Origin of the sequence: Bradyrhizobium canariense (assembly GCF_900105125.1) — a bacterium.
GTDB classification, from domain to species: Bacteria; Pseudomonadota; Alphaproteobacteria; order Rhizobiales; family Xanthobacteraceae; genus Bradyrhizobium; species Bradyrhizobium canariense_A.
The window spans coordinates 2,423,859-2,447,694 of record NZ_LT629750.1 but is presented as its reverse complement, the minus strand read 5'-3'; the positions used below and the strand labels follow the sequence as shown (position 1 = coordinate 2,447,694).

Below are 23,836 nucleotides of genomic sequence, written 5' to 3'. Positions count from 1 at the left end.
AGACGCCGGAATGGCGCGTTCAACGGATTCGTCCGAGCCGATTGCCGTCCAGATCCCGGGACGACGATGGAAAAAGTTTCGTTCGACCGCCATCGTGCTCGCCACGCAGATCGTTATCCTCGCCATATTCCTCGGCTTTTGGGACTACGCGACGTCGCAGAACCGCGCGGCTGCATTCATGTTCGGCTCGCCATCGGCGATTGCTGGATTTTTGGGGCAGATGGCGCGCGACGGCAGCTTGTGGCGCGATACCTATGTGACCGGTCTCGAGACCTTGCTCGGATTCTTCGTCGGCAACTTCGTCGGCACCGTGATCGGCCTGTCGCTCTGGTATTCGCGGTTCGTGTCTCGCGTTGTCGAGCCTTTTGTGATCGCGGTCGGCTCCATTCCCATTATTGCGCTGGCTCCGATCATCATCATCTGGTTCGGCACCGGATTGATTTCGAAGGTGGCGATGTCCACGCTGTCGGTAGTCATCGTTGCCTTGGTCACATCCTATAAAGGCGCAGTCGGCGTCGATCCCGACCAGATCAATCTGATGCGCACGTTGGGGGCATCGAAGTTTCAGATTTTCCGCAAGCTCGTGGTGCCCGCCTCGCTGACCGATATCTTTGCCGGACTGAAGCTGACGGTTGGCTTCGCGTTGATCGGCGCGATCGTCGGCGAATTCATGTCGTCCTCCGAAGGGCTCGGGCACGCCATCTTCAAGGCGGGTTCTCTCTACGTGATTCCGAAAGTATTCGCGGCGCTGGTTGCCACGATCGCGCTCGCGCTGATTTTGACCTTCATTGTCGGCAAGGTCGAACGGCTGCTGATGCCGTGGCGCCGTCAGCTCTGAATCTTCAATCGGTCGTTCAATAGCTCGGGAGGAGTGAACATGTCCAAGCGCATCAGCAAAATCAATAATATCAAATACGCGCTGTCGGGGAACGATGACTATATTGCCAGCGTCGATCCAGGCGAGACCTTCGTGGTGGAATGCGCGATTAACGCCAATGACGGCACGATCCGCCATCTCGGACAGCAACTGACGGCGGCCGACGTCACCTTTCCGTTCGTCAACGGCGCGACCGGACCGATCGAGGTCCGTGGGTCGAAAGCCGGTGACATGTTGAAGGTGGAGATCGTCAACATGGAGCTCGACAAGCTTGGCTTCACCGCGTTGTGGCCCGGCATCGGCATGTTCCCCGATTGGGTCCGGCGCAAGGAATTCGGCATGCAGACCCGGGTGGTCGAGGTCAAGGACGGCCGCGTGCACTGGAACGATCATCTCAAGCTGCCGGTGAAGCCGATGATCGGAGTGCTCGGCGTGGCGCCGGTTCATGGCGCCGTGCTGACCGTCGATAATGGTCCGCATGGCGGCAATCTCGACGTACAGGAAATCACCACCGGCAATACGGTGATGTTCCGGGTCAACAAGGACGGCACGCATCTGTTCATGGGCGATTGCCATGCCATTCAGGGCGACGGCGAGTGCAACGGGATGGGCGCGATCGAGATAGCGGCGACCCTTACGGTGAGAGTATCGCTTGAGAAGGCTCCGCCGCGCCTAAATCACCCGCGCATCGAGACGTCGACGCACATCTGTACGCTCGGATGCGCTCGCCCGCTTGAGGACGCCATGCGCATCGCATTCGAGGAGATGGTGTACTGGATGGAAGACGGGTGGAAGATTCCAGCGCCTGAAGGATACATGCTGCTCGGTCAAATTGCCGAGGCACGCTGCACCCAGGTGGTCAACCCAAAGTATACCTATATCTGCAAGGTCGATAAGAGCGTGCTCGCCAAGTACTTCGGCTGATGAAGCGGGGAGTTTGACGGAGGGCAGGAGGCCGGGCAGGTGCTTGACGCGCCGGCCGGCAAGCGCCAGCCGCGCATCATTAACCCTGAAGCACGGCCGAACTGCGTCAAGCGTTTCGAGACGGCTTTCGGATAGGCGCCGGCTCAAGGCCAAAGGCCCGATTTTCGGGAGAAAATTTCGTCCCTTGCCGGCCGCGCCACGGCAATAAAACCACTGCCATCGGCAGGCCCGGCGATGCTGGTGTTGCTATTTTCTCCGCGGTCTCGACACCCCTGATTTCACAGCCCATTTTCCTGAAAAGCGCTGGTTTGCGGACAGTTTTCCGCCGGCGCGGAAGGAAGTTGGGTCATGCAACAGGTAGCTACATTACTGCGCAGGGCGCCGTCCCGGATCGGACACCGTCTGGCCCAGCTCATTGCGATTGCGGCTGCCAGCCTGCCGGATGTGGGCGCGTAAGTTGTCGACGAGCCGGCGGCGATGACGCAGGCTTAGTGCCGAAGGTTTGGATTCGGGCCTCGCGGGGCCGGGACGACATCAGGCATCTGCGACCGGTCGATTTCGACCTCTGTCAACAGCCAGTCACGGAATGCGGCGACTTCGGCGCGGCCGCTCTCGGCTTCGCGGCCGACCAGATGGTAGCTTTCTGACGTCCGCACCACGAGCGGATGGACCGCCACGAGGCGGCCCGCATTGAGATCATCCTGCACCAGTTCGACATGGGCCATGGCGACGCCGAGGCCGTCGATTGCGGCTTGATAGGCCAGCGACGAATTGCCGAACGTCAATCCTTCGCGAAGCTTGCCGGGCGTGATGTTGGCGGCGTCAAACCAGGTCAGCCAGTCGTGGGGCCGCTTCATCGAATGAAGCAGCGTGCGATCGAGCAGGTCACGCGGCTCCCGCAGCGCCGGAGTTCCGGCAAGCTGCGCGGGACTGCACACCGGAAGCAGTTCGATCGGAAACAATGTGTCGTAGCGGATGCCGGGCTTCGGTAGGGCCGGGATCTGGATCGTGAAGTCGATTTCCTCGGCGCCCATATCGACAAGATCGTTGGCGATCGTGACCTGGACGTTGATGGCGGGGTGAAGGGCATGAAACCGGCTAAGCCGTCCGATCAGCCATTTCATTGCTACCGTTGGAAATAACCGGATGCGCACGACACGGTTTTGCGTTTCCTGGCGTCTGGCCTGCGTTGCGAACTCGATACGATCGAACGCGTCGCGGATGACCTGGGCATACTCCACGCCCTGCGGCGTCAGCCGGACATCGCGTTGACCGCGGACGAACAGGCGCAGACCCAGGAAAGCCTCAAGCTGCGCAATGTGCCGGCTCACGGCGCCTTGCGAGACGTTCAGGCTTTTGGCTGCCTTGGTGAAGTTCCCGGTGCGGGCGGCGACTTCGAACGCGCGAAGGGCGTTGAGCGGCGGAAGTTTCCGTCCCATCAATGCCTCCGGCATTCATCTGCAGGTCTGCGCGGCAGGTTCACGGTCTGCTCTCAGGATAAGTCATCGTTGCAATGATCAAATTAGCATACCCCGCCGGTGCTGTTCTGCGTATTTTACTCCCAATACCGGCCGTTGACGCCGGAATTCCCGGGAGAAACGTCTGTAATGGCTGGTTCAGTGAATGCTGCGGGTCGGCTCGACCGGCTGCCGATGGGATCGTTTCAGTGGCGGATCCTGACTCTGGTCGGGCTCGGGATGTTCTTCGACGGGTTCGACAACCAGATGGCGGCCGGCGTTCTCGGAGCCCTGGTCAAGGAGGGCTGGTCGACCATCGAGATGAACGCCCACTACATCTCCATCACTTTTGCCGGTCTCGCTGTCGGCGCGCTGATGACGGGATTGCTCGGCGACCGCTACGGCAGGCGATTTGCCTATCAGTTTAATCTGATGATTTTCGGCACCATGTGCCTGTTCTCGATGTTCGCACCGTCGATGACGTGGCTGACGGCGCTGCGTTTCGTCATGGGTATCGGGATCGGCGCGGAATATGTGGTCGGCTACGGCATGGTCAGCGAGTTCGTGCCGCCGCAGCGGCGCGGCTGGGCGCTCGGCCTGATCAGCGTGGTGTCGATGGCCTCGACATTCTGCGTCAATTTCATCGGCCTGTTCGTCATTCCGGCATTTGGGTGGCGGCCGATGTATCTGATCGGCGGGCTCGGCGCGTTGTGGGTCTGGTTCCTGCGCCGCAAGCTGCCGGAATCTCCGCGCTGGCTGGAATCGCGTGGCCGCAACGAAGAAGCCGAGCGGGTGATGCTGGAAATCGAGGCCGAGGCTTCGAAGGGAGGACCGCTTCCTCCGGTGACGGCGCTGGCGGCATCCGCACCGGTCTGGGTACCGATCTCCGTGCTGTTCTCGCGTGGGGTCATCTCGCGCACCTTGCTTGCGATGGCAGTTTGCATCACGTGCCTGGTCGGCTCCTACAGCTTCTCCTATTGGGTGCCGACGTTTTTCGTCAAACAGGGCATGAGCGTCACCAAGTCGCTGGGCTTCGCGACCGTGATGGCGCTGGGAAGTTCGCTCGGACCTCTCGTCGGCATGCTGACCTCCGACTGGATCGGCCGCCGGCGCGGCACGCTGTTGGCGGCCATATGGTGCGGCGTGTTTGCGCTGGCCTATTCGCAGCAAACCGATCCGACCTGGGTGCTGGTGTTCGGCTTCTTCCTGCAAGGCGGCATGAGCCTGATGATCGGTTTCGGTCTCGGCGGCTATACGCCGGAACTGTTTCCGACCGAGTATCGCTTCCGCGGCTCTGGCATCGCGCAGATGACGGGGCGGATTGCGGTCATCGCATCGCCTTATCTCGTCGTATCGCTTTACGAATCCTACGGCCTTCCTTCGGTGCTTTACGCCATTTCGTCACTCTATTTCCTGTTGGCGCTCGGCGTTTTCTTCTTCGGCATCGAAACCAATCAGCGTTCGCTGGAGTCGATCGCGCCTGAACGGGCGAGTGAAGCGGCGCCTGCTTCTCGTTCGGCCGAGAGCGCGGCCTGACATTCCATCATCCCAAGCAACTCTCCTTATTCCCAATCTCCGAGGCAACAACGATGAAACAAGATAAACACGCCGACCAAACCCTTCTGATCCTGGGCGACACCAACATCCAGAACAGGCCGGATCCCGACAGCGCATTCGTCAATGTGCGCGACATGCTGTCATCGGCAGACGTCGTGTTCGGTCAATTGGAAGGGCCGCTCGCGGAGCCGTCAGCCAGTCCCGCGCAGCCGGACATTCCGCACAAGGCCGGCTGGCGCCACTCCGGGGCCAAGGTCGGGCCGGCGCTGAAGAAAGCCGGCTATGCCGGCGTCAGCTGTGCGAGCAACGTGGCCTATCCCGCGAGTGCGGCGGTCGCCAGCGTCAAGGTGCTGGATCAAATCGGAATCCTTCATTGCGGTGTCGGCGAGACCCTTGCCGAGGCAAGGAAACCCGTCATCATCGAAAAGAACGGAATCCGCCTGGGGTTCCTGAGCTACACCTCGGTGTTCTGGCCGAGCAATCACGCGGCCTCCGCCAATAGTCCCGGCTGCGCCACCATCAAGGCGCACGCCGCCTATGAACCGGGCCACCGGGCATTGGAGATGCCGGGCGCCGAGCCGATCACGCACACCTTTGCGGACCCGGCCGAGCTCGAAGCGATGCGCGATGACGTCCGCGCGCTGCGAACCAAAGTCGATCTCGTGATTCTGTCCTGCCATTGGGGCGTGTCATCGCGGGATGAACCGGTCGCGTATCAGCGGGAAATCGCCCGCGCCGCGATCGATGCGGGAGCGGATATGGTGTTCGGCCATCATCCGCACGTGGTTCAGGCCGCCGAAATCTATCAGGGCAGGCCGGTGTTCTACAGCCTTGGCAATTTTGTGTTCGACTGGGACGTCATGCGCGGCCGTCACCTCGATGGACTGGCGCTGCGCTGCGCGATTTCGAACAAGAAGATCACCGCGATCGAGCTGTTGCCGGTGCGACGCAATGAGCACAACGACATCTGTGTCCATGGCGCGGAGACCGGTGCGGGCAAGGAAATCCTGGGTCGCTTTGAGCAACTGAGCAAGAAGCTTGGAAATACGATCGTGCTGTCGGCAGGCAATCACCTGGAGCTTGCAGCCGGGAACGCGGCTTCGGGCAAGGTGCTTGCGACCGCATAGCGTGCCGGCCTGAGGCCGTCATTGCACGGGATGGGGCCGGGAGGACGCATTAAACGCGCCTCCCGGCCTTTGCCTGCGCCGATGCAGGCGAACGGACGGCCTGGATTAAGATCAGTCGGCCTTGATGTTGGCGGTTCGGATAATGGTCGCCCATTTGTCCGTTTCCGATTTGAGAAAGGCTTTGAAATCGTCCGGTGAACCGCCCTTGATGACGACGCCCATCGCGAGCAGGGTGTCTTTCACCTTCTGATCTCCCAGCGCGATATTAATTTCCTTGTTCAGTCGCATCACGATGTCACCGGGCGTATGGGCTGGAACAAGAAAGCCCCACCACACGGTTGCTTCGACACCGGGATAACCCGCTTCCGTGATCGTCGGGACGTCGGGCAACAATGCGAGACGCTCAGCCGAACTGACGGCGATGGCGCGGAGCTGGTTTGCCTTGATCTGCGGCATGACCTGAACGGGATCGACAAACATGAATGAGATGCGGCCGGCGATGATGTCGACGAGGGCCTGCGCGCCGCCCTTGTAGGGAACGTGCAGTGCATCGATCCCTAGCACCTGTTTGAAGATTTCGGCCGCGAGGTGGCCCGACGTGCCGTTGCCGGCGGACGCATAAGTGAGCTTGCCCGGCGCAGCCTTCGCCATGTCGACAAGGTCCTTCACCGTCTTGGCTTCGAACGACGGCTGGACGACAAGGATAAGCGGCGAGTACCCCACCAGCACGATGGGCTCGAAATCCTGCATCGCCTTGAAGGACAGGTTGTCGAACAACGACTCGTTGGTGGCGAGCCCGTTGGCGCCGATCAACACCGTGTAGCCATCAGGCGCGGCCCTCGCGACGAAGGCCGGTGCGATGTTGCCGTTGGCGCCGGGGCGGTCCTCGATGACGACGGGTTGGCCGAGTTGCGGGCTGACCTGATCCATCACGGTGCGCGCGACGATGTCGACCGCGCCGCCGGCCGAGAACGGCACCGCGACGCGGATCGGATGATCCGGATAGGTTGCGGCGAGACCAGCGCTCGGTCGAGCCGCCATCACGCCCACGCCTGCCAGAAGCGATAGAATTGCGCGTCGATCCATTTGATCAGTCATGGCGAGCCTCATTCGTCGTCTTGATTTTGGTCATTGCCGGAGTGCGGTTCTCCGGCCAGCGCAACAATGCCTGGGCCGTGCCTCCCAAAACAAGCGCGCGATCGTCGTCGGTGAGGAAATCCAGCTCGCGTCGCATATGATCGAGACATTCCGCATATGAGCAGGGCAATCGGGTGAGATCGGATCCCCACATGATGCGATGCGCACTGAACGCTTCGAATGTTCGTTTCAGGTACGGCGTGAGGTTGGCGAAGGGATAGGATTCATTGGTGTAGCAAGGCAACGCCGTGGCCTTCACCGCGATATTCGGGAGCCGCGCGAGCGCAAGCAGATCGTCGAGATCGGCGAAACATTCCGCGTCGCGAAGGTCGCTGCGCCGGGCCATGTGATCGAGAATGATCGTGAGGCCGGGATAGCGCTCGGCGAGAACAGCGATCTCGCTGAGCAGTCCCGGCGCGAGCGCCATGATCGGGATGCCGAGCCGCTCGCAGCCGCTCCAGAACCAATCGATGATCCCGGGAGCGAGCCAGCGCGCCCACACTGGTTTGAAAAATGTCATGCGAATGCCGAGCATGCCGGGCTGTTGCAGCCAGGTTTCCAGGCTTTCGCGCGCATGATCGGCCTCGGGATTGAAGCGGCCCATGACGGCGAACCGCTGCGGAAATCGCCGGGCCGCCTCAAGCGCGGTGTCATTGCTGTCGCCAACCGGGGATGGCGGCACGATCACGGCGCGATCGATCCCGGTGCGGTCCATCATTCCGATCAGCTCGTCCGCGCCAAGCGGCTCCGGCCGATGCGGCCGTGCGCCGGGAACTGCGACGAAAGAAGGTTTTCCGATCTGGTCGGCAGGCCACGGACGATCGGGGCGATGGGCTTCCCAGAGGTGCACCTGGGTATCTGTGATCAACACTGAAAGCTAAATCCAAGTTGTAAGAGGGCGGGCGAAATCGGCGCCACCATTCATGACATCTTCAGTCGGTGCAATGGGTCGCCGCAGTTGCGCGGACAAAGTCCCGCAGCCCACAGTTCAAAATTTCGAGATGGATATGTTTGTGCTTAAGGCCTGTGATGGCCGCTGCGCCGAGAGCTAGACGAGTTCGTGGTCGATCTCCGGGCGTGCGCCCCTGGGAAAGAGCTCAGTTATTACGTCGAGAAATCGCTGTAATAGCGGCGAGCTATCATTGGCTCTTGAGGCAAGCATCATCCAACTTTCGGCGTCGTCGGCTGCGATCGGCCGGCTGAAGACGCCGGGCATTGCGATGCAGGTGTAACAGGCCGGCAGGACCGCGACGCCGATGCCGGCGGCGACCAGTCCAAGCACGGTGCTCAGCTCACGCGCTTCCTGCTCGATGCGCGGCGTAAAGCCTGCCGCGCCACAGAGCGACATCAGGTGTTCATGCATGCCGCAATGGACCTGCGGATCCACCCCGACGAAGGGCTCGTTGAGCACTTCTGTCATCGCGATGGGGGCGTGGGTATGCGCCTGGGCGTGGTCCGCGGGGATGAACAGGCGGAGCTGGTCATACCAGATGGGGGTCAGATCGATGTTTCGCGTTTCCCGCAACGCCGCCGGCGGGCGCAAAATCCCAAGGTCGATCTGATCGTCGGTCAGGGCTTCAAACTGGCGGCCGGTCGTCATGTGCTGAAGCTCGATCCGTATGTCCGGATAACGGCCCCGAAACGTGCGCAGCAGCCGCGCGAACGACTCCCGCATCGGAACGGAGCCGGTAAATGCGAGCCGTATGATACCGGCTTCGCCGCGTCCGGCGCGGCGAACGATGTCGGCGGTGTGCTCCAGATGCGCCACGGTACGCCGCGCATGCTCCAGAAGCAGCTCACCGGCAGGCGTCAGTTCCACCTTGCGGCGGTTGCGGGTGAACAGGGATACGCCGACCTCAGTCTCCAACGCCCGGATCTGCACGCTGAGGGGAGGCTGGCTCACGTTCAGCCGCTTGGCCGCCCGGCTGAAGCTTAGCTCTTCGGCGACCGCGATGAAGTAGCGGAGATGACGGATTTCCATGCTGTTATACTCAAAACGAATTTCCCCATTGTCAATATCGTATTGGACGGGCCCTGTGATCGGGGATACCAGCTATGGGTTTAGGACACCCAGTGCAGGGCGCAACGTGATCCCGGTCAAAACTCGTTGAGACAACGAGGGATCGGGAACCGTCCGCGTCCGGCAATATCGTCGCAGGAGTTGCTATGATTGGCTTTCAGATCTGCAAGCGAACCCGCAAGGTCGATGCTGAAACCATCGCCCGTTTCCGCGAGCTGCCGGTCGCCAATATCAGCGATTCCATGTCGCGGATGTTCGCGGGTGGCGCACGGCTTCGGCCGATTCATGCCAGCGGCGTGCTTGCCGGACCCGCATTTACCGTCAAAACCCGCCCGGGCGACAATCTGATGGTGCACAAGGCGCTCGATCTCGCAGAGCCCGGTGATGTCATCGTCGTCGATGGCGGCGGCGATCTGACGAATTCGCTGATCGGCGAAATCATGACCTCCTACGCGCAGCAGCGCGGGGTCGTGGGCATGGTCATCTACGGGGCGATCCGGGACTACGACACGCTGCATGCCGGCACCTTTCCGGTGTTCGCGGCCGGCGTGACGCATCGCGGCCCCTATAAGGACGGTCCCGGCGAAATCAATGTGCCGATCGCGATCGACGGCATGGTGATCGCGCCCGGCGATCTGATCGTCGGCGATGGTGATGGCATCGTTTGCGTCCCGTTCGATCTGACGGCGGATGTCCTCAAGGCGACGCAGGCCAAGCATCGCGCCGAGCTCAAACAGCTCGAGGAGATCAAGCAGGGAAAGAACGACCGCACCTGGGTTGACGCCACCCTGAAACGGCTTGGCGTTGAGATCGACGACTAGAACCGCGTCATCGGTTGGAATCGGGAGGGATCACCAGGTGTTTGGATTGAGCAGCGGTCACGCGTTTCCGGGTTGCAGTTGTTGTCGTCCACTGTTCTCCGGCCTCGATGCGGTCGCCGGCTCGCCGCGATCGATGACGCCGACGAATATCGAAGCGCTCGGTGAATCCAGGCGCGCGGGCGTCCCGAAATCCGACGGCCCGGTGATCGACTGCCACGGCCATTACACGACTGAGCCGCAGGAACTGCTTGACTGGCGGAAGCGTCAAATCGCTGGGATCAACGATCCCTCGCAGATGCCTTCAGTCGACTCGCTTCGTATCAGCGACGATCAGCTTCGTGCCTCGGTCGAAGGCGCGCAGTTGCGGCTGCAACGCGAGCGCGGCACGTCGGTGACGATATTCTCGCCGCGGGCCTCCGGCATGAGCCATCATATCGGCGACGCCTCTGTCAGCGCCGCCTGGTCGCGGGTGTCGAACGATCTGATCTATCGATTAACGCAGCTTTATCCCAAGAACTTCGCCGGCGTCTGCCAGTTGCCGCAATCGCCGGGCACCGCTCCGGACAATTGCATCGGCGAACTGGTTCGTTGCGTCACCGAACTCGGCTTCGTCGGCTGCAACCTCAACCCGGACCCGACCGGCGGTTACTGGACCGAGCCGCCGCTGACCGACCGCTGGTGGTATCCGCTGTATGAAAAGATGGTCGAGCTCGATGTCCCCGCGATGATCCATGTCAGCGCGGCAGCCAACCGTGCCTTTCACACCACGGGAAGCCATTACATCAACGGCGATACCACCGCCTTCATGCAGTTTCTGATGTCGGACCTGTTCAAGGATTTCCCGACGCTCCGATTCATCATCCCGCATGGCGGCGGCGCGATTCCCTATCACTGGGGCCGCTACCGCGGCATTGCGCAGGACCAGAAGAAGCCGCCTTTGTCGGAACTGGTTTTGAAGAATATCTTCTTCGATACCTGCGTCTATCATCAGCCGGGTATCGATCTGCTGACGCGGGTGATCCCGGCCGAGAACATCCTGTTTGCATCGGAAATGCTCGGTGCGGTCAAGGGGATCGACCCCGAGACCGGGCACAATTACGACGACACGCGTCGTTACATCGAGGGATCGACGATCCTCACCCCCGACGAGAAGCGCGCCGTCTTCGCCGGCAATGCGCGACGCGTTTACAGCCGCATGGCAACACTTCCATTCGGAAATCCATGAGCCGCATGTTGTTGGATGGTGCCGGCGTTGCGATCGATGACGCCTTTGAAAACGGATTCGAAGTAAAACGATAAAAAAGATGAGGGAGAAACATGTCAGCCGAGTCGGCAGCAAGCGCTGCTGCTTTACCCACTGAGACCTCGACGCCGCCGACGCGGGCGGTCATCGCCAGCATGTTTGGCACGGTGGTCGAATGGTATGATTTCTCCGTTTACGGCGCTGCGTCCGCCCTTGTGTTCGGCCGTATCTTCTTCCCGAATGTCGACGCGATGGCCGGGCTCCTTGCGGCCTATGGCGCCTTTGCGGTTGGATTCCTGATCCGTCCGATCGGCGGCATCTTTTTCAGCTATTTCGGCGATCGTTATGGCCGCAAGCCGGTTCTGATCGCAACGCTGCTGACGATGGGCATATCGACCACGGCGATCGGATTCCTGCCGACCTATGCCTCGATCGGTGTCTGGGCGCCGATCCTGCTGGTGGCGCTCAGGGTCGTGCAGGGATTTGGCGCGGGCGGAGAATTCGCCGGCGCCATCCTGTTCGCGTCCGAATATGCGCCTCCAGGCCGCAGGGGCCTGTTTGGCTCTTTCGCGCCCGCGTCGGTCATGATCTCGCTGCTGCTTTCGGCGCTGATTTTCCGGGTGTTTTCGTCTCTGCCAACCGATCAATTCCTTAGCTGGGGCTGGAGGGTCCCGTTTCTGCTCAGCATCGTTGCTGTCATCACCGGGTATTTTATCCGTCAGCGGGTTGGCGAGACGCCCGAATTTCTTGCCATTCGTTCCCAGGCGGCCAAGCTTCGAATACCGATCGTGGAGATCGTGCGCGGCTATCCCAAACTTGTCCTGCTTGCGATGGGTGTAAACGTCATTCAGGTGATGGGTTACGTGCACGTCGTGTTCGCGACTTCCTACATGAATACAAATCTCGGTATCCCCGCGATTACGACGCTGGTGATCCAGATGCTGACCTTCGTGGCGTGCGGAGTTGCGTGCATCGCGGGCGGGGCGCTTTCCGACGTTGTCGGACGCAAGCCGGTGCTGATTGGCGCGACAGTCGCATCGGCGCTTTACGCGTTCCCGATGTTCTGGCTGCTCGATACCAAAAGTCCGATCTTGATGGCCATCGGCATGGTGCTGGGCGCATTCACGTTATTTCCGTTTTTTGGAACGCAATCCGCTTTCTACACCGAGACCTTTGATACGCGGTTTCGCTATAGTGGCATCACCCTGGCGCGCGAGCTGACCTATGCCATCTTTGGCGGACCGCTGCCGTTCATGGCGACGACCTTTGTCATCCAGGCCGGAGGCAAGGGCTGGCCGGTCTCCGTGATCATGGTCGTGATGTCGGCGATTTCCTTCGTCTCGCTACTGTTCATCCAAAAGCAAAGCCCAACACCGTCGCGATAGATCGCGCGAAAAGGAGCGGATATGATCATCGACACGCATGTGCACTATTGGCAGAAAAGCACGCCTGATCGCCCGCACGCTCCGGACGGAATCATCTGGGGCGACGAATTGCTGGCCGAGGATTTGTTTGCAGAGGCAAGCGCTGCCGGAGTGGACAAGATCGTTCAGGTCACCGCTTCGCTGATGGGGTACGACAACCGCTATTCGATCGAGGCCGCAAGGAAATACCCGGACAAGGTGGTCGGCGTCTTCGCCCGGTTCGACCCGCTGGCGCCTGACGTAGCCGGACGCCTCAAGGAGCTGATGGCGCAGGACCGCATGATGGGGATCCGCTTGACCCTTCATCAGCCGCCCTATGATCGCTGGTTCCGCGACGAGATGGTGCATGACTTCCTCAGAGCCGCCCAGGATCAGCGGGTTCCCGTGGAGATCTTTGCTCCGTTCCAGACCGAAGAGATTCGAAAAGTTGCGACAGCCTATCCCGGCATTCAGTTTCTGATCGATCACATGACGATCAGGATCATGAAAGAATATCCGGATCGGTTTTTCAAATGGCCGGAAGTGCTTCGTCTCGGCGAGCTGCCGAATATATGGATGAAGGTTTCGTATTTTCCCGAGGCCGCGGTGGGCAAGGAGACCTATCCGTTCGTGAACTCACAGCAGCGCTTCAAGGAGCTCTACGAGCATATCGGGGCCAGCAAGATGGTCTGGGGCTCCAATTTCCCGCCGGTCAAGCGCGCGTGCTCCTACAAGCAGTCGGTCGACTTCATCAAGGACGAGTGTAATTTTCTGACCCCGGCTGAAAAGACGGCGATCTTCGGCGCAAACTTTCTCAACTATGTCAAAGTCGCCACCGGAGCGGAGTGGCGCTAGATCGGGTGATCGGGCAAGGGGTCGTTGAGCGGCCGTTATCGCCCCTTGAAGGCCGGAGAACGCTTCTCGTTGAAGGCTGCGATGCCTTCGCGGCGATCCTCGGTGCCTACAAGCTGATTGTAGGCATCGATTTCAAAGAACAGGGCTGATCGGAGATCCATTCGCCCTCCGAGCGTCATGGCGCGCTTGGCCTGACGGATCGACAGCGGCGCATTTCGCGCGATCTTGGCCCCGGTCGCCAGAACCTCCTCCATGAGGGTTTCGGGCGAGCACAACCGATTGACCATGCCCCAGGCAAGCGCCTGCTCGGCGCTCACGGGCTCTCCGGTCATGATCACTTCGGCGGCGCGCGCATATCCGATGCGGCGCGGCAGCGTCTGGGTTCCGCCACCGCCGGGCATGATACCGATGGTGACTTCGGTGAGCGCGAACCGCGCCGTCGGAACGGCATAGGCGAAATCGCAGAGCAGCATGAATTCGCATCCGCCGGCATAGGCGGCGCCGTTTACCGCCGCGATGATCGGCAGCGGACAATCCAGAAGCCCCAGCATCATGCGTTCGAACAACGCGTGTTGCTTGTTCCAGGTCTCGTCCGACATGCCGCGCCGTTCTTTCAAATCGACTCCGGCACAGAACGCCCGGTCTCCGCTGCCGGTGAGGACGACGCAACGCCAGCCTGACGGATCGGCGTTAAGGCCGGTGAACAGATCGACCATTTCGTGGCCCATCTTGGTGCTGATGGCGTTACGAACTTCGGGACGGTTGAAGCGCACGACGAGAACGCCAGGCGAGGGGCTCTCGAGGCGAAGGGTTTCGTAGCGATCGAGCTTCTCTGTCATGTCGATGTTTCCTTAACTCAGAGCGAGGAGCGTTGACGTGGAGCGCTCGTTGAGTCCCGTTCGATCAGTTCGCTCCGGACCAGGATATGTTGCGGCTCATCGCTCGCAACCTGGCGGATGCGCGCCAACAGAAGACTGGCCGCGGCGGCTCCGACCTCGCCCTGGTCCCAATGCTGCACCGAAATCGCGGGCATATGCAGTTCCGCGAGTTCGGAATCGCCGGCGCCGATCAGCGAGATATCATCCGGAATAGTCAGCCCCCGAACCCTGATGGCGCGGATGACGCCGGCCAGCATGTCGATGCCGCCGGCGATGATCGCGGTCGGCGGATCCTTGGCCGCAAGCAGTGCCGAGGTCTGCCGAAAACTCTCCGGCGAAAGGAAGCTGTTTGCGCGGATCAGCGTGCGATCGAGCGCGACATTCTTGATCTCGAATGCCTCGGTAAAACCGCGAATACGCTCTCGCGCCGGATAGATCGAGGGGCCGCCGGTCAGCAACGCAATGCGCTGATGACCGAGATCGATCAGCCGGCTCGTCGCCTTGCGGGTCGCGCCGGCGTGGTCGACCATGACGGCGTCGGCCCAAGGCGGCTCATCGCGATCCACCATCACGATCGGTGCCCCGAGGCTGCGAAGAAACGTGTCGAAGGCCGGCGTCATTGCGGTGTAGGGGCCGATCATGATGCCGTCTGAGCGCTGGCTGTTGAGCCGCATCAGCAATTCGCGCTCACGGTCTTCCCGGCCTTCGGAATTCGACACCAGAAGCGAAAATCCCGCGCGGTCCAGCACGTTGTGCGCGGCATGGACGAAAGCCGCGAGCGAGGGAATGTTGATATCGCGGATGACGCAGCCGATCACGTGCGTCGATCCCCGGCGCATGCTTTGTGCGATCGCGTCCGGACGATAGCCCAGCGCCTCGATGGCCTTGAGAACCCGGCCGCGCACGTCGGCGCCCACGGTCGCCTTGCCGTTGATGACGCGCGATGCCGTGCCGACCGAGACCTCGGCCGAGCGCGCCACATCCCGGATAGTGACATTTCCCTTCAATATCAATCGCCTCGCGTAAAACCTTCACGTTCTATTACATCATCAAGACGGAACGGCACGCAATTTAGTCGATCGCCGGTGGGCACGAGCGGGTCCAAACCCAATGTTTAACGGGCCATTGATTTTCGGCGTTTCGCGGTTGCCGAGGCGTCGATCTGGTTCGAGTCCGGACTGAGGATCACGCCATAAAGCTCTGCCGCGGCCTGTGGGGTGACGTAGCCGTCGCGAACGTCATCGAGCACGCGCTCAGCTTCGCGCTCGGTCGGATTGCCATATCCGCCGCCACCGGCCGGCCGGATATGAACCCGGTCGCCGCGTCGCACCACCTCGAATTCGCCTTTGCTCGGGATGTCCTTGTGACTCGCGTCCGTATGCACGACCTTGGAGAAAAATTTGCCGCCGGCGTGGCCGCCGAACAGGCCTGCCGGAGCCACCAGGCCACGCTCGGCGATGACGGTAAGGGCCGCCTCATCATAGAGGACCCGATAGACCCGCTCGGACGTCAATCCACCGCGCCAGCGGCCCGCGCCGCCGCTATCGGGAACGAGATGCCAGCTTTCAACGCGAAGCGGCACGAGGTGTTCGATCAACTCGATCGATTGGATCCCGGCGTTGCCGACCAGCACCCTGATGGCGTTGACGCCGTCGAGCGCCGGCCTTGCGCCATAGCCGCCGGCGTGGGGATCGATATGCTGGACATACTTCCGGTGCAGCGACTTTACGCGTTGCTCGTCCGGATCTTCGCCGCTGAAGATGCCGGAGCAGGCGGCATCATTGCTCTGCGCCACGACCCGGTTGGGTATCGCGGGCGCCAGCGTCTTCAACAGCATGTCGATGATCCGCGGTGAGGTTTCGGTCACGCCGCTCACCACCGAAGCCGGATAGGTGCAGTTGAGCACGGTCCCCTCGGGACAGATGATCTCGACCGGCCGATAACATCCCTGATTGATGGGAATGGTATGATCGGTGATCGCCTTGAGGGTGAACCAGGTGCTGTTACAGGTCACCGATAGCGGGCAATTGACGCCGCCGCGGACCTGTTTGGCGCTGCCGGTATAGTCGAACACGATGCGGTCGCCAGCCACGGTGATCTTGACCTGCACGGGGATGAGATCCTTGGGCCATCCGCTAGCCTGGACCGGTTCGATGAAGTCGCTGCCCTCGTAGACGCCATCAGGAATACGTTCGATCTGCGCCCGCATCAATCGTTCGGAATAGTCGAGCGAGAGCGCCATCGCGCTTTCGATGGATTCACGGCCGAATTTCCGGGCCATCTCGATGATCCGCTCGCCTCCGACATAGGTCCCGGCATATTGCGCGTTGATGTCGAGGGTCCGGTTGTCGGTGTCGCGGGTGTTCTGCACGATCAGGCGGAACAGGTCTTCGACCGGCTTGTCATCGCGATAGAGAATGACCGGCGGAATCCGGATGCCTTCCGCATGGATGTCCCACGTCACGGCGGTAAAACTGCCGGGCGCCGTGCCACCGATGTCGACCCAGTGACCGCGCGTCATCGTATAGGCGATGATCTCGCCCTCGAAGAAAACCGGCCGGGTCAACTGAACATCGGGTTGATGATTACCGCCGCCGAGATAGACGTCGTTGGAAATGATGACGTCGCCCGGGCGCAGGTTCTTGACGCCGATCGCCTCCACCGATGCCTTTGTCGAGATCACCGCCGAGCCCATCATCGTCGGGATATCGTTACCCTGGGCCACCAGTTGCATCTTGGCGTCGAAGATCGCCGCCGATGCGTCGCCACCCGAATGGATGATGGGACTTCCGGCGGTCTGCATCATCGCGACTTTCATCTCGCGCGCGATCGCGTAAAGGCCGCTGCGGATGATTTCGTAGGTGACCTTGTCCATCGTCACGCTCCCACGCTCACCAGGATGGTCGACTGATCGCCCACCGTCAGACGTTCGCCAGCGCGCAGTGAAATCCGCGTGCTGATCTCCTCGACCACGAGCGGGCCATCCAGCTCATCGCCGCGCCGAAGGTCTTCACGGCGATAGCGCGGCATCTCGATCCATTTTCCATCGTCGTAGATTCGCGCGCGGCCGACCGGCTGCAATGCTTTCCCGTTGCGCTGCCGGGTCTCGCCGACCGCGAAATCGCCGATCTTGCCGACGATGCGCAGCCGCAGATTGACAATCCGGACCGGGCGGTTGGCGACATCGAAGTTCCAGCGGCGCCGGTGTTCGGCGATGAAGTTCTTCGCCAGCCTGTCGAGGGTCTCGCGGGTGATAGCGCCATCCGGGAAGGGGACCTGGATGGTCTCGCCCTGGCCGAGATACTGACAATCCGACCGCCGCTCGATCCTGATATCCTCGTCGCGGACGTTGGCGGCCCGAAGCCGCTGCCGTGCCTCTTGCTCCAGCCCGGCGAAAAGCGCTTCGACCTGTGCCGGGTCGGCATCGTCAGCGGTGCGGACCACGGAGGCCTGCAAATCCTGCACGGCGTCGGCGACAAGCATGCCGAAGGCACTGAACAGGCCGGGCATCGGCGGCAGCACGACCGTGGGAATTTCCAGGGCGCGGGCCAGATCGACCGCGTGCACCGGACCGGCGCCACCGTAGGGAATAAAGATGAAGTCGCGGGGGTCATAACCCCGTTCGACGGTGGCCAACCGCATCGCCTGCGCCATCAAGGCATTGGCGACCTGCCGGACGGTCATGGCGGCTTCCTCGATATTGACGCCGAGGGGACCGGCCAAATGTTCGGCGATGGCGCGGCGTGCCGCTTCGACGTCGAGCGCGAAATCGCCGCCCAGGAAACTTGTGGGATCAACATAGCCGAGAATGAGATTGCAATCGGTCACGGTCGGCCGTGTTCCGCCGCGTCCATAACAGACTGGACCGGGTTCAGCGCCGGCGCTTTCGGGGCCGATCCGCACACCGCCCCCTTCGTCGATCCATGCGATCGAGCCGCCGCCCGCGCCGATCGAGATGATGTCGATGTTTGGCGTCCGCACCGTGTAGGTGTTGATCATCATGGAATTGCGGAGTTCCGGCTGTCCTTCCCGGATCAGCGAGACGTCAAAGCTGGTGCCACCCATGTCGCCGGTAATCGCGTTCGCAATGCCGAGGCGCTCGCACAGCCTGGCGGCCGCGGTGACGCCGCCCGCCGGTCCGGACGCCAATAGCGTCACTGGAAGCTGGCTGACGACTTCGGGCGATGCCAGCCCACCGTTTGACTGCATGAAATAAACGTCAGACATCAGGCCGATGCCGCGGGCGGTTTCGGTGAAACGGTGCGCATATCGGCCGCAATTCGGACCGAGCAGCGCGTTCATCACCGTGGTGCAGGTCCGCTCATATTCCATGATCTCCGGATTGACTTCGATCGAACCGGAAACGAACACGTCATTGACGCGTTCGCGAATGATCTTGAGCGCGTGGCGCTCATTTTCACCGTTGATCGGGGAGTTGATGAGGCAGACGGCGATGGCCTCCACGCCCTCTGCCTTGAGTTCGGCAATACGATCGGCAATTTCATCGGGATCGATCGTCTGCTCGATGAACCCGTCGTAAGAGATGCGCTCGGTGATTTCCAGACGATGTCGGCGGAGAACGAGCTGGCGCGGCGCTTCAAAGAATAGATCGTAGAGATCGGCGCGGTCGTGCCGCCAGCCACGGCGGAGTTCAAGGATATCGCGAAAGCCCGACGTGGTGATGAGCGCGGTCAGCGCGCCCTTGCCCTCGATCACCATGTTGGTGGCGATCGTCGTCCCATGTCCGATAAAATCAATGGAGGCGGGTGATGAGCCGCTGCGCGCGAGGATCGTTCGAAGCCCGTTCAACGCGCCCAGAGTCGGATCCTTCGGTGTGGTCGGCACTTTTGCGGACCAAACCTCACCAGAGGCCGAGTCCAGAAGCACGACATCCGTAAAAGTGCCGCCTACATCGATACCGACGCGCCGCATACTTCCTCCAGGCAATCCGACGCCGCTGGCGTTCTTTGAGCGCAATCCGGCGACCGTTTTAGAGCTGATCGTGCACCGATCCCGGCCCTTTGATGAAACGTTTCACGTTTAGTTCGAGTCAGCCGCCTCTGTCAATCAGCCTCACAACGCTGAATTTCCGACGCTCGGAATCGGCCGCGATAGCGAGCCCGACCGCTGATGGAGAGCGATCCATTATAGTCGCAGGGGTATAAAACGGCCTTTTTGCAGTGCAAAAAGCGGCGGGTGTCCGATGAAGGTCTTCAGCAATTTCATCGGCCGGAAGTGTTGTCGTCGTTATCCGCTATAGACGTGCAGATCATATTGTCGACTGCCAAAACTGTCGTCTTCGCAAAAGCCGGCGTAATTATGAAACGTTATCTTGACGGACAAATGATCGCTGCTAGTGTGCCGACAAACAGAGGCGAGGCATGAAACACCCAAGGCCGCTTGAGGGCGTCGTAATTGTGGAGCTTGGACACAGTGTCGCTGGTCCCTATGCAGGGTTGATCCTTGCGGACCTCGGCGCACGCGTGATCAAGGTCGAAAACCCCAAGCACGGGGACTATGCCAGGGACTGGGGCCCGCCGTTCTGGGGCGATACATCGTCGTCCTTTGCGTCCCTCAATCGCGGCAAGGAAAGCATCACCGTCGATTTCGCCGATCCCGAAGAAGCGGCGGCCTTGCGCCGCCTGATCCTCGACAAGGCGGACGGGGTGATCCAGAATCTCCGGCCCGGAATCCTTGATGCATATGGATTGTCGGCAGCGGAATTCCGCAAGGAAAAACCTTCATTGATCTGGTGCGATATCGGCGCGTTCGGCGCCAACGGTCCGATGGCGCGCAAGCCGGGTTACGATCCGCTGGTGCAGGCCTCCAGCGGCATCATGAGTGTAACCGGAGAAGGCAACAGGCCGCCGGTGCGCGTCGGCATCTCTCTTGTCGATATGGGTTCGGGGATGTGGGCAGCGCTCGGCTTCCTCGCCAGTTTCATCGCCCGCATGAAGCAGGGCGAGGGCGCGCAGGTTTCGACCTCGCTGTTTGAAACCGGGCTGGCCTGGATGATGATCCCGCTGGCCGGCTACGAGGCCGCCGGCGACGTGCGCAAGCCCTATGGGTCCGGCGTCGCGGAAATCGTCCCATATCAGGCTTTCGAGACCATGGACGGCTGGCTGATGATCGCCGCCGGTAATGACAATCTGTTCCGCAAATTCTGCGATGTGCTCGACCGCAAGGATCTCACGATCGATCCGGACTTCGTCACCAATTCGGCGCGCGTGGTCAATCGCGAGAGGCTCATTCCCATCGTCGCGGCGGCGGTCGCCCGATTCGAGGCGGACGAGCTCGGGCGTCGGCTGGATGCCGTCGGTGTGCCGAATGCGCCACTGCTCGGCGTCGAGGAGGTCGCGCATCATCCGCAGACCAAGGCGCTCGATCTGAATTCGCCCTGCGATGACAATCTGTCGCTGGTTTCAATTCCGATTTCGTTCGATGGCGTGCGGCCGCGCACGTCACGACGCGCGCCCAAGCTCGGCGAACACAACGCCAACTTCAAGAGCGGAACATGAGTGATTTTCTCTCCGCCTCGTATCCGACGCTGGAGCTGGAGCGGCTGGATTCCGCAGTGCTCGTCGTCCGCATGAACCGGCCGGCGGCGGCGAACGCCATGAATACCCAGATGGGTCTCGACCTGATGGCGATCTTCGAGACGCTGCAAATCCAGCAGGACGGTTTGCGCTGTATCGTGCTGACGGGGGCAGGGGATCGTGCGTTCTGCGCCGGTGGCGATCTGGTCGAGCGCCGGACCATGAGCGACGAGCAATGGCAGGCGCAGCATGCGATCTTCGAACGCATGGTGCGCGCCGTGATCAATTGCCCGGTGCCGATCGTCGCTGCCGTCAATGGCGCTGCGGTTGGCGGCGGCTGCGAGATCGCTGCGGCCTGCGATTTCATCTACGCCGCCCGTCATGCCCGTTTTGCACTGACCGAAGTGACGCTCGGCATCATGCCGGGTGCGGGCGGCACGCAAAATCTCACGCGCGCGATGGGTACACGCCGGGCCAGTGAAATCATCCTGACCGGCAAGCCGTTTTCAGCCGAGGAAGCCGAACGATGGGGCCTGGTCAACGAAGTCGTTGAACCGGCCGATCTCATGGAGGCCACCCTGGCGACGGTCCGGCGCATCGCCGGCAATGCGCCGATCTCGATCAGGCAGGCCAAGCAGGCCATCCGCCGCGGCGTCGATATGTCGATATCCGATGGCCTGGCCTTCGAGATCGAGGCTTACAACCGAATGGTGCCGACCAGCGATCGTCGCGAAGGCGTCAATGCCTTCAACGAAAAGCGCAAGCCGGACTTCAAAGGCAAATAGGCGAGTACGATGGCGGAGCGCATCCATATTCGTGAAGTTGGCCCGCGCGACGGACTGCAACTGGTCGCGACGATGCTGACAGCTGAGCAAAAGATCGAATGGTGCGGCCGTGCCCGCGACGCCGGCATCGAGGAAGTTGAAGTCACCTCGTTCGTGCCGCCGTCGGTTGTCCCGCAATTTGCCGATGCGGGTGAGGTCGCGCGGGGTGCGGTTGCCCTCGGCGGCTTTGTCGCGGCGGCCCTCGTGCCCAATCTGAAAGGCGCCCAACGCGCCATCGAGGCCGGGCTCTCCAAGGTCAACTACGTGCTGTCCGCTAGCGAGGCGCACAATCTGGCGAACGTGCGCCGAACGACGCAGCAGTCGATCGACAATTTCAAGGACATTATCGACTACCGCAACGATCTCGCGAAGGATCCGTCGAAACGGCGGGTGGTGATCGCAGGCGGTATTGCGACGTCCTTTGGCTGCACCATTTCCGGCGATGTGGACGAGACGCGGGTGCTCAAGATCGCCGCGCAATATCTCGAGATCGGCGCGGACGAATTGATTGTCGCCGACACCGTCGGTTACGGAAACCCCGCACAGGTTCGCCGCCTGATGTCGGCCATCCTCAGGGAAGCAGGCAGCGCGCCGGTCGCGTGTCATTTCCACGACACTTATGGCCTCGGACTAGCCAACGTGACCGCGGCCATCGATGCCGGAGTGAGAGCCTTCGACAGCGCGGTCGGCGGCCTCGGCGGATGTCCGTTTGCGCCCGGCGCCAGCGGCAACATCAACACCGAAGATACCATCTATCTGGTCGAAAGCCTCGGTTTTGAAACGGGTATTGATATCGCTGCACTCCTTGAGCTTCGCCGTGTGATTGAGAGCTGGCTGCCCGGTGAACGATTTACCGGAACGGTTGCCAAAGCCGGACTACCCAAGACGTTCAGACGCATTCTGAACGACGACAGGCAACAACCAAGACAAGCGACGACATAGATCGTTCTGACAGGACCCTCAGAGTCTAACTCAATAAAAAGTACGGGAGGTTTGAGATGTTTACTTGGAAAGTGAGTTCGGCCGCGCTTGCGCTGGTCGTGCTGACGGCGGTGCAAGGCCATGCTGAGCCCGGCGTCACCAGCGACACCATCAAGATCGGCATGTTCGCGCCGATGAGCGGCACCTCGGCGATCTTCGGACGCTACACGATCGGGGTGCGGGCCTATTACAACATGATCAACGCGCAAGGCGGCGTGAACGGTCGCAAGATCGAGGTCGTTCTTGAGGACGACGCCTGTAACCCGGCCACCGCGGTGGCGGCCACCAAGCGCCTGGTATCGCAGGACGGCGTATTCGCCGTGCATGGCGGCGTCTGCACCGCCGCTGTCATGGCCGTCAAGAAGGAGCTCCAGCGCGAGAACATTCCGTTCATGAATCTCGGAGCGGCCGGCGCCTCGCTGGTCGATCCGATCGCGTCCAATCTTTTCTCGCCCCTTCCAAACACCACGGTGGTCGCGCAGACCCTGGTCAATTTCGCGATGTCGCGCCCGGACACCAAGCGGCTGGCGATCATCAGCCATCCCGACGATTGGGGAAAATCGCAGCTCGATCCGGCGATACAGTTGCTGAAGGATAAGTACAAGATCGAGTTCGTCGAGAACGTCACGATGGAGCGCGGCGCGACCGATATCACGCCGCAGATCCTGAAGCTGCGCGCGTCCAAGCCCGATGTCGTGCTGTCCTTTCTCTATCCGACCGAAACGGCGATTTTCGTCCGCTCTGCCCATAAATACGGCCTCGACGCGCCGCTGCTCGGATGTTTTGGCGCGCCTTACGAGGACACCGTACGCCGGGTCGACGATCCCGACGCGACCAAGAACCTCTACATCTTCCATGCCCTCGGCGGATCGTCCGACGGTGCGGAAATGAGCAAATGGGTCGATATGATCAAGAAGTATGGCGCGCCTGACGGTGCCATCGGAGACTACGATCTGTCCGGCATCGGCGGGGCCCAAGCCATGGTCGAAGCGCTGAAAAAGGCCGGACCCGATCTCACGCGCGAGAAATTCATCGATGCGCTCAACTCGCTGAAGAATTTCGACACCGGTGTGCTCTCCGCACCGATCAGTTTCTCGCCTGACGATCACGCTGGCGTAAAGTCGGGCGAGATGATGACCTCGCTCGACGGCAAGCTTGCCTCCGTGAAAACCTGGCCGAGCTCGAAGAAATAGCTG

20 protein-coding genes are annotated in these 23,836 nt (G+C 61.3%); 12 read left to right on the top strand and 8 right to left on the bottom strand.

The genetic code is table 11. The features are described from left to right. The first annotated feature begins 10 nt into the window (after nucleotides 1-10). Nucleotides 11-838 (top strand): ABC transporter permease, encoded by an 828-nt coding sequence (locus tag BLV09_RS11810; RefSeq protein WP_433994416.1) that lies wholly within the window; start codon nucleotides 11-13, stop codon nucleotides 836-838. Between the two features lie 39 nt (nucleotides 839-877). Then, entirely contained in the window at nucleotides 878-1,801 is a 924-nt protein-coding gene (locus BLV09_RS11805) for an acetamidase/formamidase family protein (RefSeq protein WP_146687417.1), read from the top strand. Between the two features lie 488 nt (nucleotides 1,802-2,289). On the opposite strand, the gene gcvA is transcribed toward BLV09_RS11805, so the two are convergent. After that, nucleotides 2,290-3,240: a transcriptional regulator GcvA gene (gene gcvA / locus BLV09_RS11800; RefSeq protein ID WP_167558705.1), complete on the bottom strand. Its 951-nt coding sequence runs from the start codon at nucleotides 3,238-3,240 to the stop codon at nucleotides 2,290-2,292. Between the two features lie 168 nt (nucleotides 3,241-3,408). Between gcvA and BLV09_RS11795 the strand changes: the two genes are divergently transcribed. Next, on the top strand, nucleotides 3,409-4,794 hold the full coding sequence (locus BLV09_RS11795) for an MFS transporter (RefSeq protein ID WP_146687415.1): 1,386 nt from the start codon (nucleotides 3,409-3,411) through the stop codon (nucleotides 4,792-4,794). A gap of 53 nt (nucleotides 4,795-4,847) precedes the next feature. Beyond that, nucleotides 4,848-5,942 (top strand): CapA family protein, encoded by a 1,095-nt coding sequence (locus BLV09_RS11790; protein WP_146687414.1) that lies wholly within the window; start codon nucleotides 4,848-4,850, stop codon nucleotides 5,940-5,942. Nucleotides 5,943-6,053: 111 nt separating this feature from the next. Here BLV09_RS11790 and BLV09_RS11785 read toward each other — a convergent pair whose 3' ends face one another. The 3 genes from BLV09_RS11785 to BLV09_RS11775 all read right to left on the bottom strand — a co-directional run bounded on the left by BLV09_RS11785 (nucleotide 6,054) and on the right by BLV09_RS11775 (nucleotide 9,060). Continuing rightward, nucleotides 6,054-7,040 carry a Bug family tripartite tricarboxylate transporter substrate binding protein gene (locus tag BLV09_RS11785; RefSeq protein ID WP_197685042.1) on the bottom strand — a complete coding sequence of 329 codons (987 nt, stop codon included), beginning with the start codon at nucleotides 7,038-7,040 and terminating at the stop codon, nucleotides 6,054-6,056. Continuing rightward, nucleotides 7,033-7,947: an amidohydrolase family protein gene (locus BLV09_RS11780; protein ID WP_167558704.1), complete on the bottom strand. Its 915-nt coding sequence runs from the start codon at nucleotides 7,945-7,947 to the stop codon at nucleotides 7,033-7,035. The genes BLV09_RS11785 and BLV09_RS11780 overlap by 8 nt, the downstream gene beginning before the upstream one ends. Nucleotides 7,948-8,127: 180 nt before the next feature. Then, entirely contained in the window at nucleotides 8,128-9,060 is a 933-nt protein-coding gene (locus BLV09_RS11775) for a LysR substrate-binding domain-containing protein (RefSeq protein WP_146687412.1), read from the bottom strand. Between the two features lie 185 nt (nucleotides 9,061-9,245). Here BLV09_RS11775 and BLV09_RS11770 point away from each other — a divergent pair, with 185 nt between their 5' ends. The 4 genes from BLV09_RS11770 (at nucleotide 9,246) to BLV09_RS11755 (ending at nucleotide 13,421) form a co-directional block, all read left to right on the top strand. Beyond that, complete coding sequence (locus BLV09_RS11770) at nucleotides 9,246-9,920, top strand: RraA family protein (RefSeq protein ID WP_146687411.1); 675 nt, start codon at nucleotides 9,246-9,248, stop codon at nucleotides 9,918-9,920. A gap of 37 nt (nucleotides 9,921-9,957) precedes the next feature. After that, nucleotides 9,958-11,145 (top strand): amidohydrolase family protein, encoded by a 1,188-nt coding sequence (locus tag BLV09_RS11765; RefSeq protein ID WP_244549051.1) that lies wholly within the window; start codon nucleotides 9,958-9,960, stop codon nucleotides 11,143-11,145. Nucleotides 11,146-11,237: 92 nt separating this feature from the next. Then, nucleotides 11,238-12,548 (top strand): MFS transporter, encoded by a 1,311-nt coding sequence (locus tag BLV09_RS11760; RefSeq protein WP_100380876.1) that lies wholly within the window; start codon nucleotides 11,238-11,240, stop codon nucleotides 12,546-12,548. Between the two features lie 21 nt (nucleotides 12,549-12,569). After that, on the top strand, nucleotides 12,570-13,421 hold the full coding sequence (locus BLV09_RS11755; RefSeq protein WP_146687410.1) for an amidohydrolase family protein: 852 nt from the start codon (nucleotides 12,570-12,572) through the stop codon (nucleotides 13,419-13,421). Nucleotides 13,422-13,456: 35 nt separating this feature from the next. Here BLV09_RS11755 and BLV09_RS11750 read toward each other — a convergent pair whose 3' ends face one another. The 4 genes from BLV09_RS11750 to BLV09_RS11735 all read right to left on the bottom strand — a co-directional run bounded on the left by BLV09_RS11750 (nucleotide 13,457) and on the right by BLV09_RS11735 (nucleotide 19,231). Continuing rightward, nucleotides 13,457-14,260, bottom strand: coding sequence for an enoyl-CoA hydratase/isomerase family protein (locus tag BLV09_RS11750; protein WP_146687409.1), 804 nt, complete (start codon nucleotides 14,258-14,260; stop codon nucleotides 13,457-13,459). A 17-nt stretch (nucleotides 14,261-14,277) separates the two neighbouring features. Further along, nucleotides 14,278-15,306, bottom strand: coding sequence for a LacI family DNA-binding transcriptional regulator (locus BLV09_RS11745; RefSeq protein WP_244549050.1), 1,029 nt, complete (start codon nucleotides 15,304-15,306; stop codon nucleotides 14,278-14,280). A gap of 107 nt (nucleotides 15,307-15,413) precedes the next feature. Continuing rightward, nucleotides 15,414-17,174 (bottom strand): hydantoinase B/oxoprolinase family protein, encoded by a 1,761-nt coding sequence (locus tag BLV09_RS11740; protein ID WP_174556536.1) that lies wholly within the window; start codon nucleotides 17,172-17,174, stop codon nucleotides 15,414-15,416. Nucleotides 17,175-17,176: 2 nt separating this feature from the next. Next, nucleotides 17,177-19,231, bottom strand: coding sequence for a hydantoinase/oxoprolinase family protein (locus tag BLV09_RS11735; RefSeq protein ID WP_100380881.1), 2,055 nt, complete (start codon nucleotides 19,229-19,231; stop codon nucleotides 17,177-17,179). Between the two features lie 449 nt (nucleotides 19,232-19,680). Between BLV09_RS11735 and BLV09_RS11730 the strand changes: the two genes are divergently transcribed. From BLV09_RS11730 to BLV09_RS11715, 4 genes are read left to right on the top strand one after another with little or no spacing between them, the layout of a single operon-like run. After that, nucleotides 19,681-20,817 (top strand): CaiB/BaiF CoA transferase family protein, encoded by a 1,137-nt coding sequence (locus BLV09_RS11730; protein ID WP_146687406.1) that lies wholly within the window; start codon nucleotides 19,681-19,683, stop codon nucleotides 20,815-20,817. Beyond that, on the top strand, nucleotides 20,814-21,620 hold the full coding sequence (locus BLV09_RS11725) for an enoyl-CoA hydratase/isomerase family protein (protein WP_146687405.1): 807 nt from the start codon (nucleotides 20,814-20,816) through the stop codon (nucleotides 21,618-21,620). Before BLV09_RS11730 ends, BLV09_RS11725 begins: the two co-directional genes overlap by 4 nt. 9 nt (nucleotides 21,621-21,629) lie before the next feature. Continuing rightward, a complete protein-coding gene (locus BLV09_RS11720) occupies nucleotides 21,630-22,601 on the top strand; it encodes a hydroxymethylglutaryl-CoA lyase (RefSeq protein WP_146687404.1) in 972 nt (323 codons plus the stop codon). A 56-nt stretch (nucleotides 22,602-22,657) separates the two neighbouring features. Further along, nucleotides 22,658-23,833 (top strand): ABC transporter substrate-binding protein, encoded by a 1,176-nt coding sequence (locus BLV09_RS11715; RefSeq protein ID WP_146687403.1) that lies wholly within the window; start codon nucleotides 22,658-22,660, stop codon nucleotides 23,831-23,833. The last annotated feature ends 3 nt before the right edge of the window (nucleotides 23,834-23,836 follow it).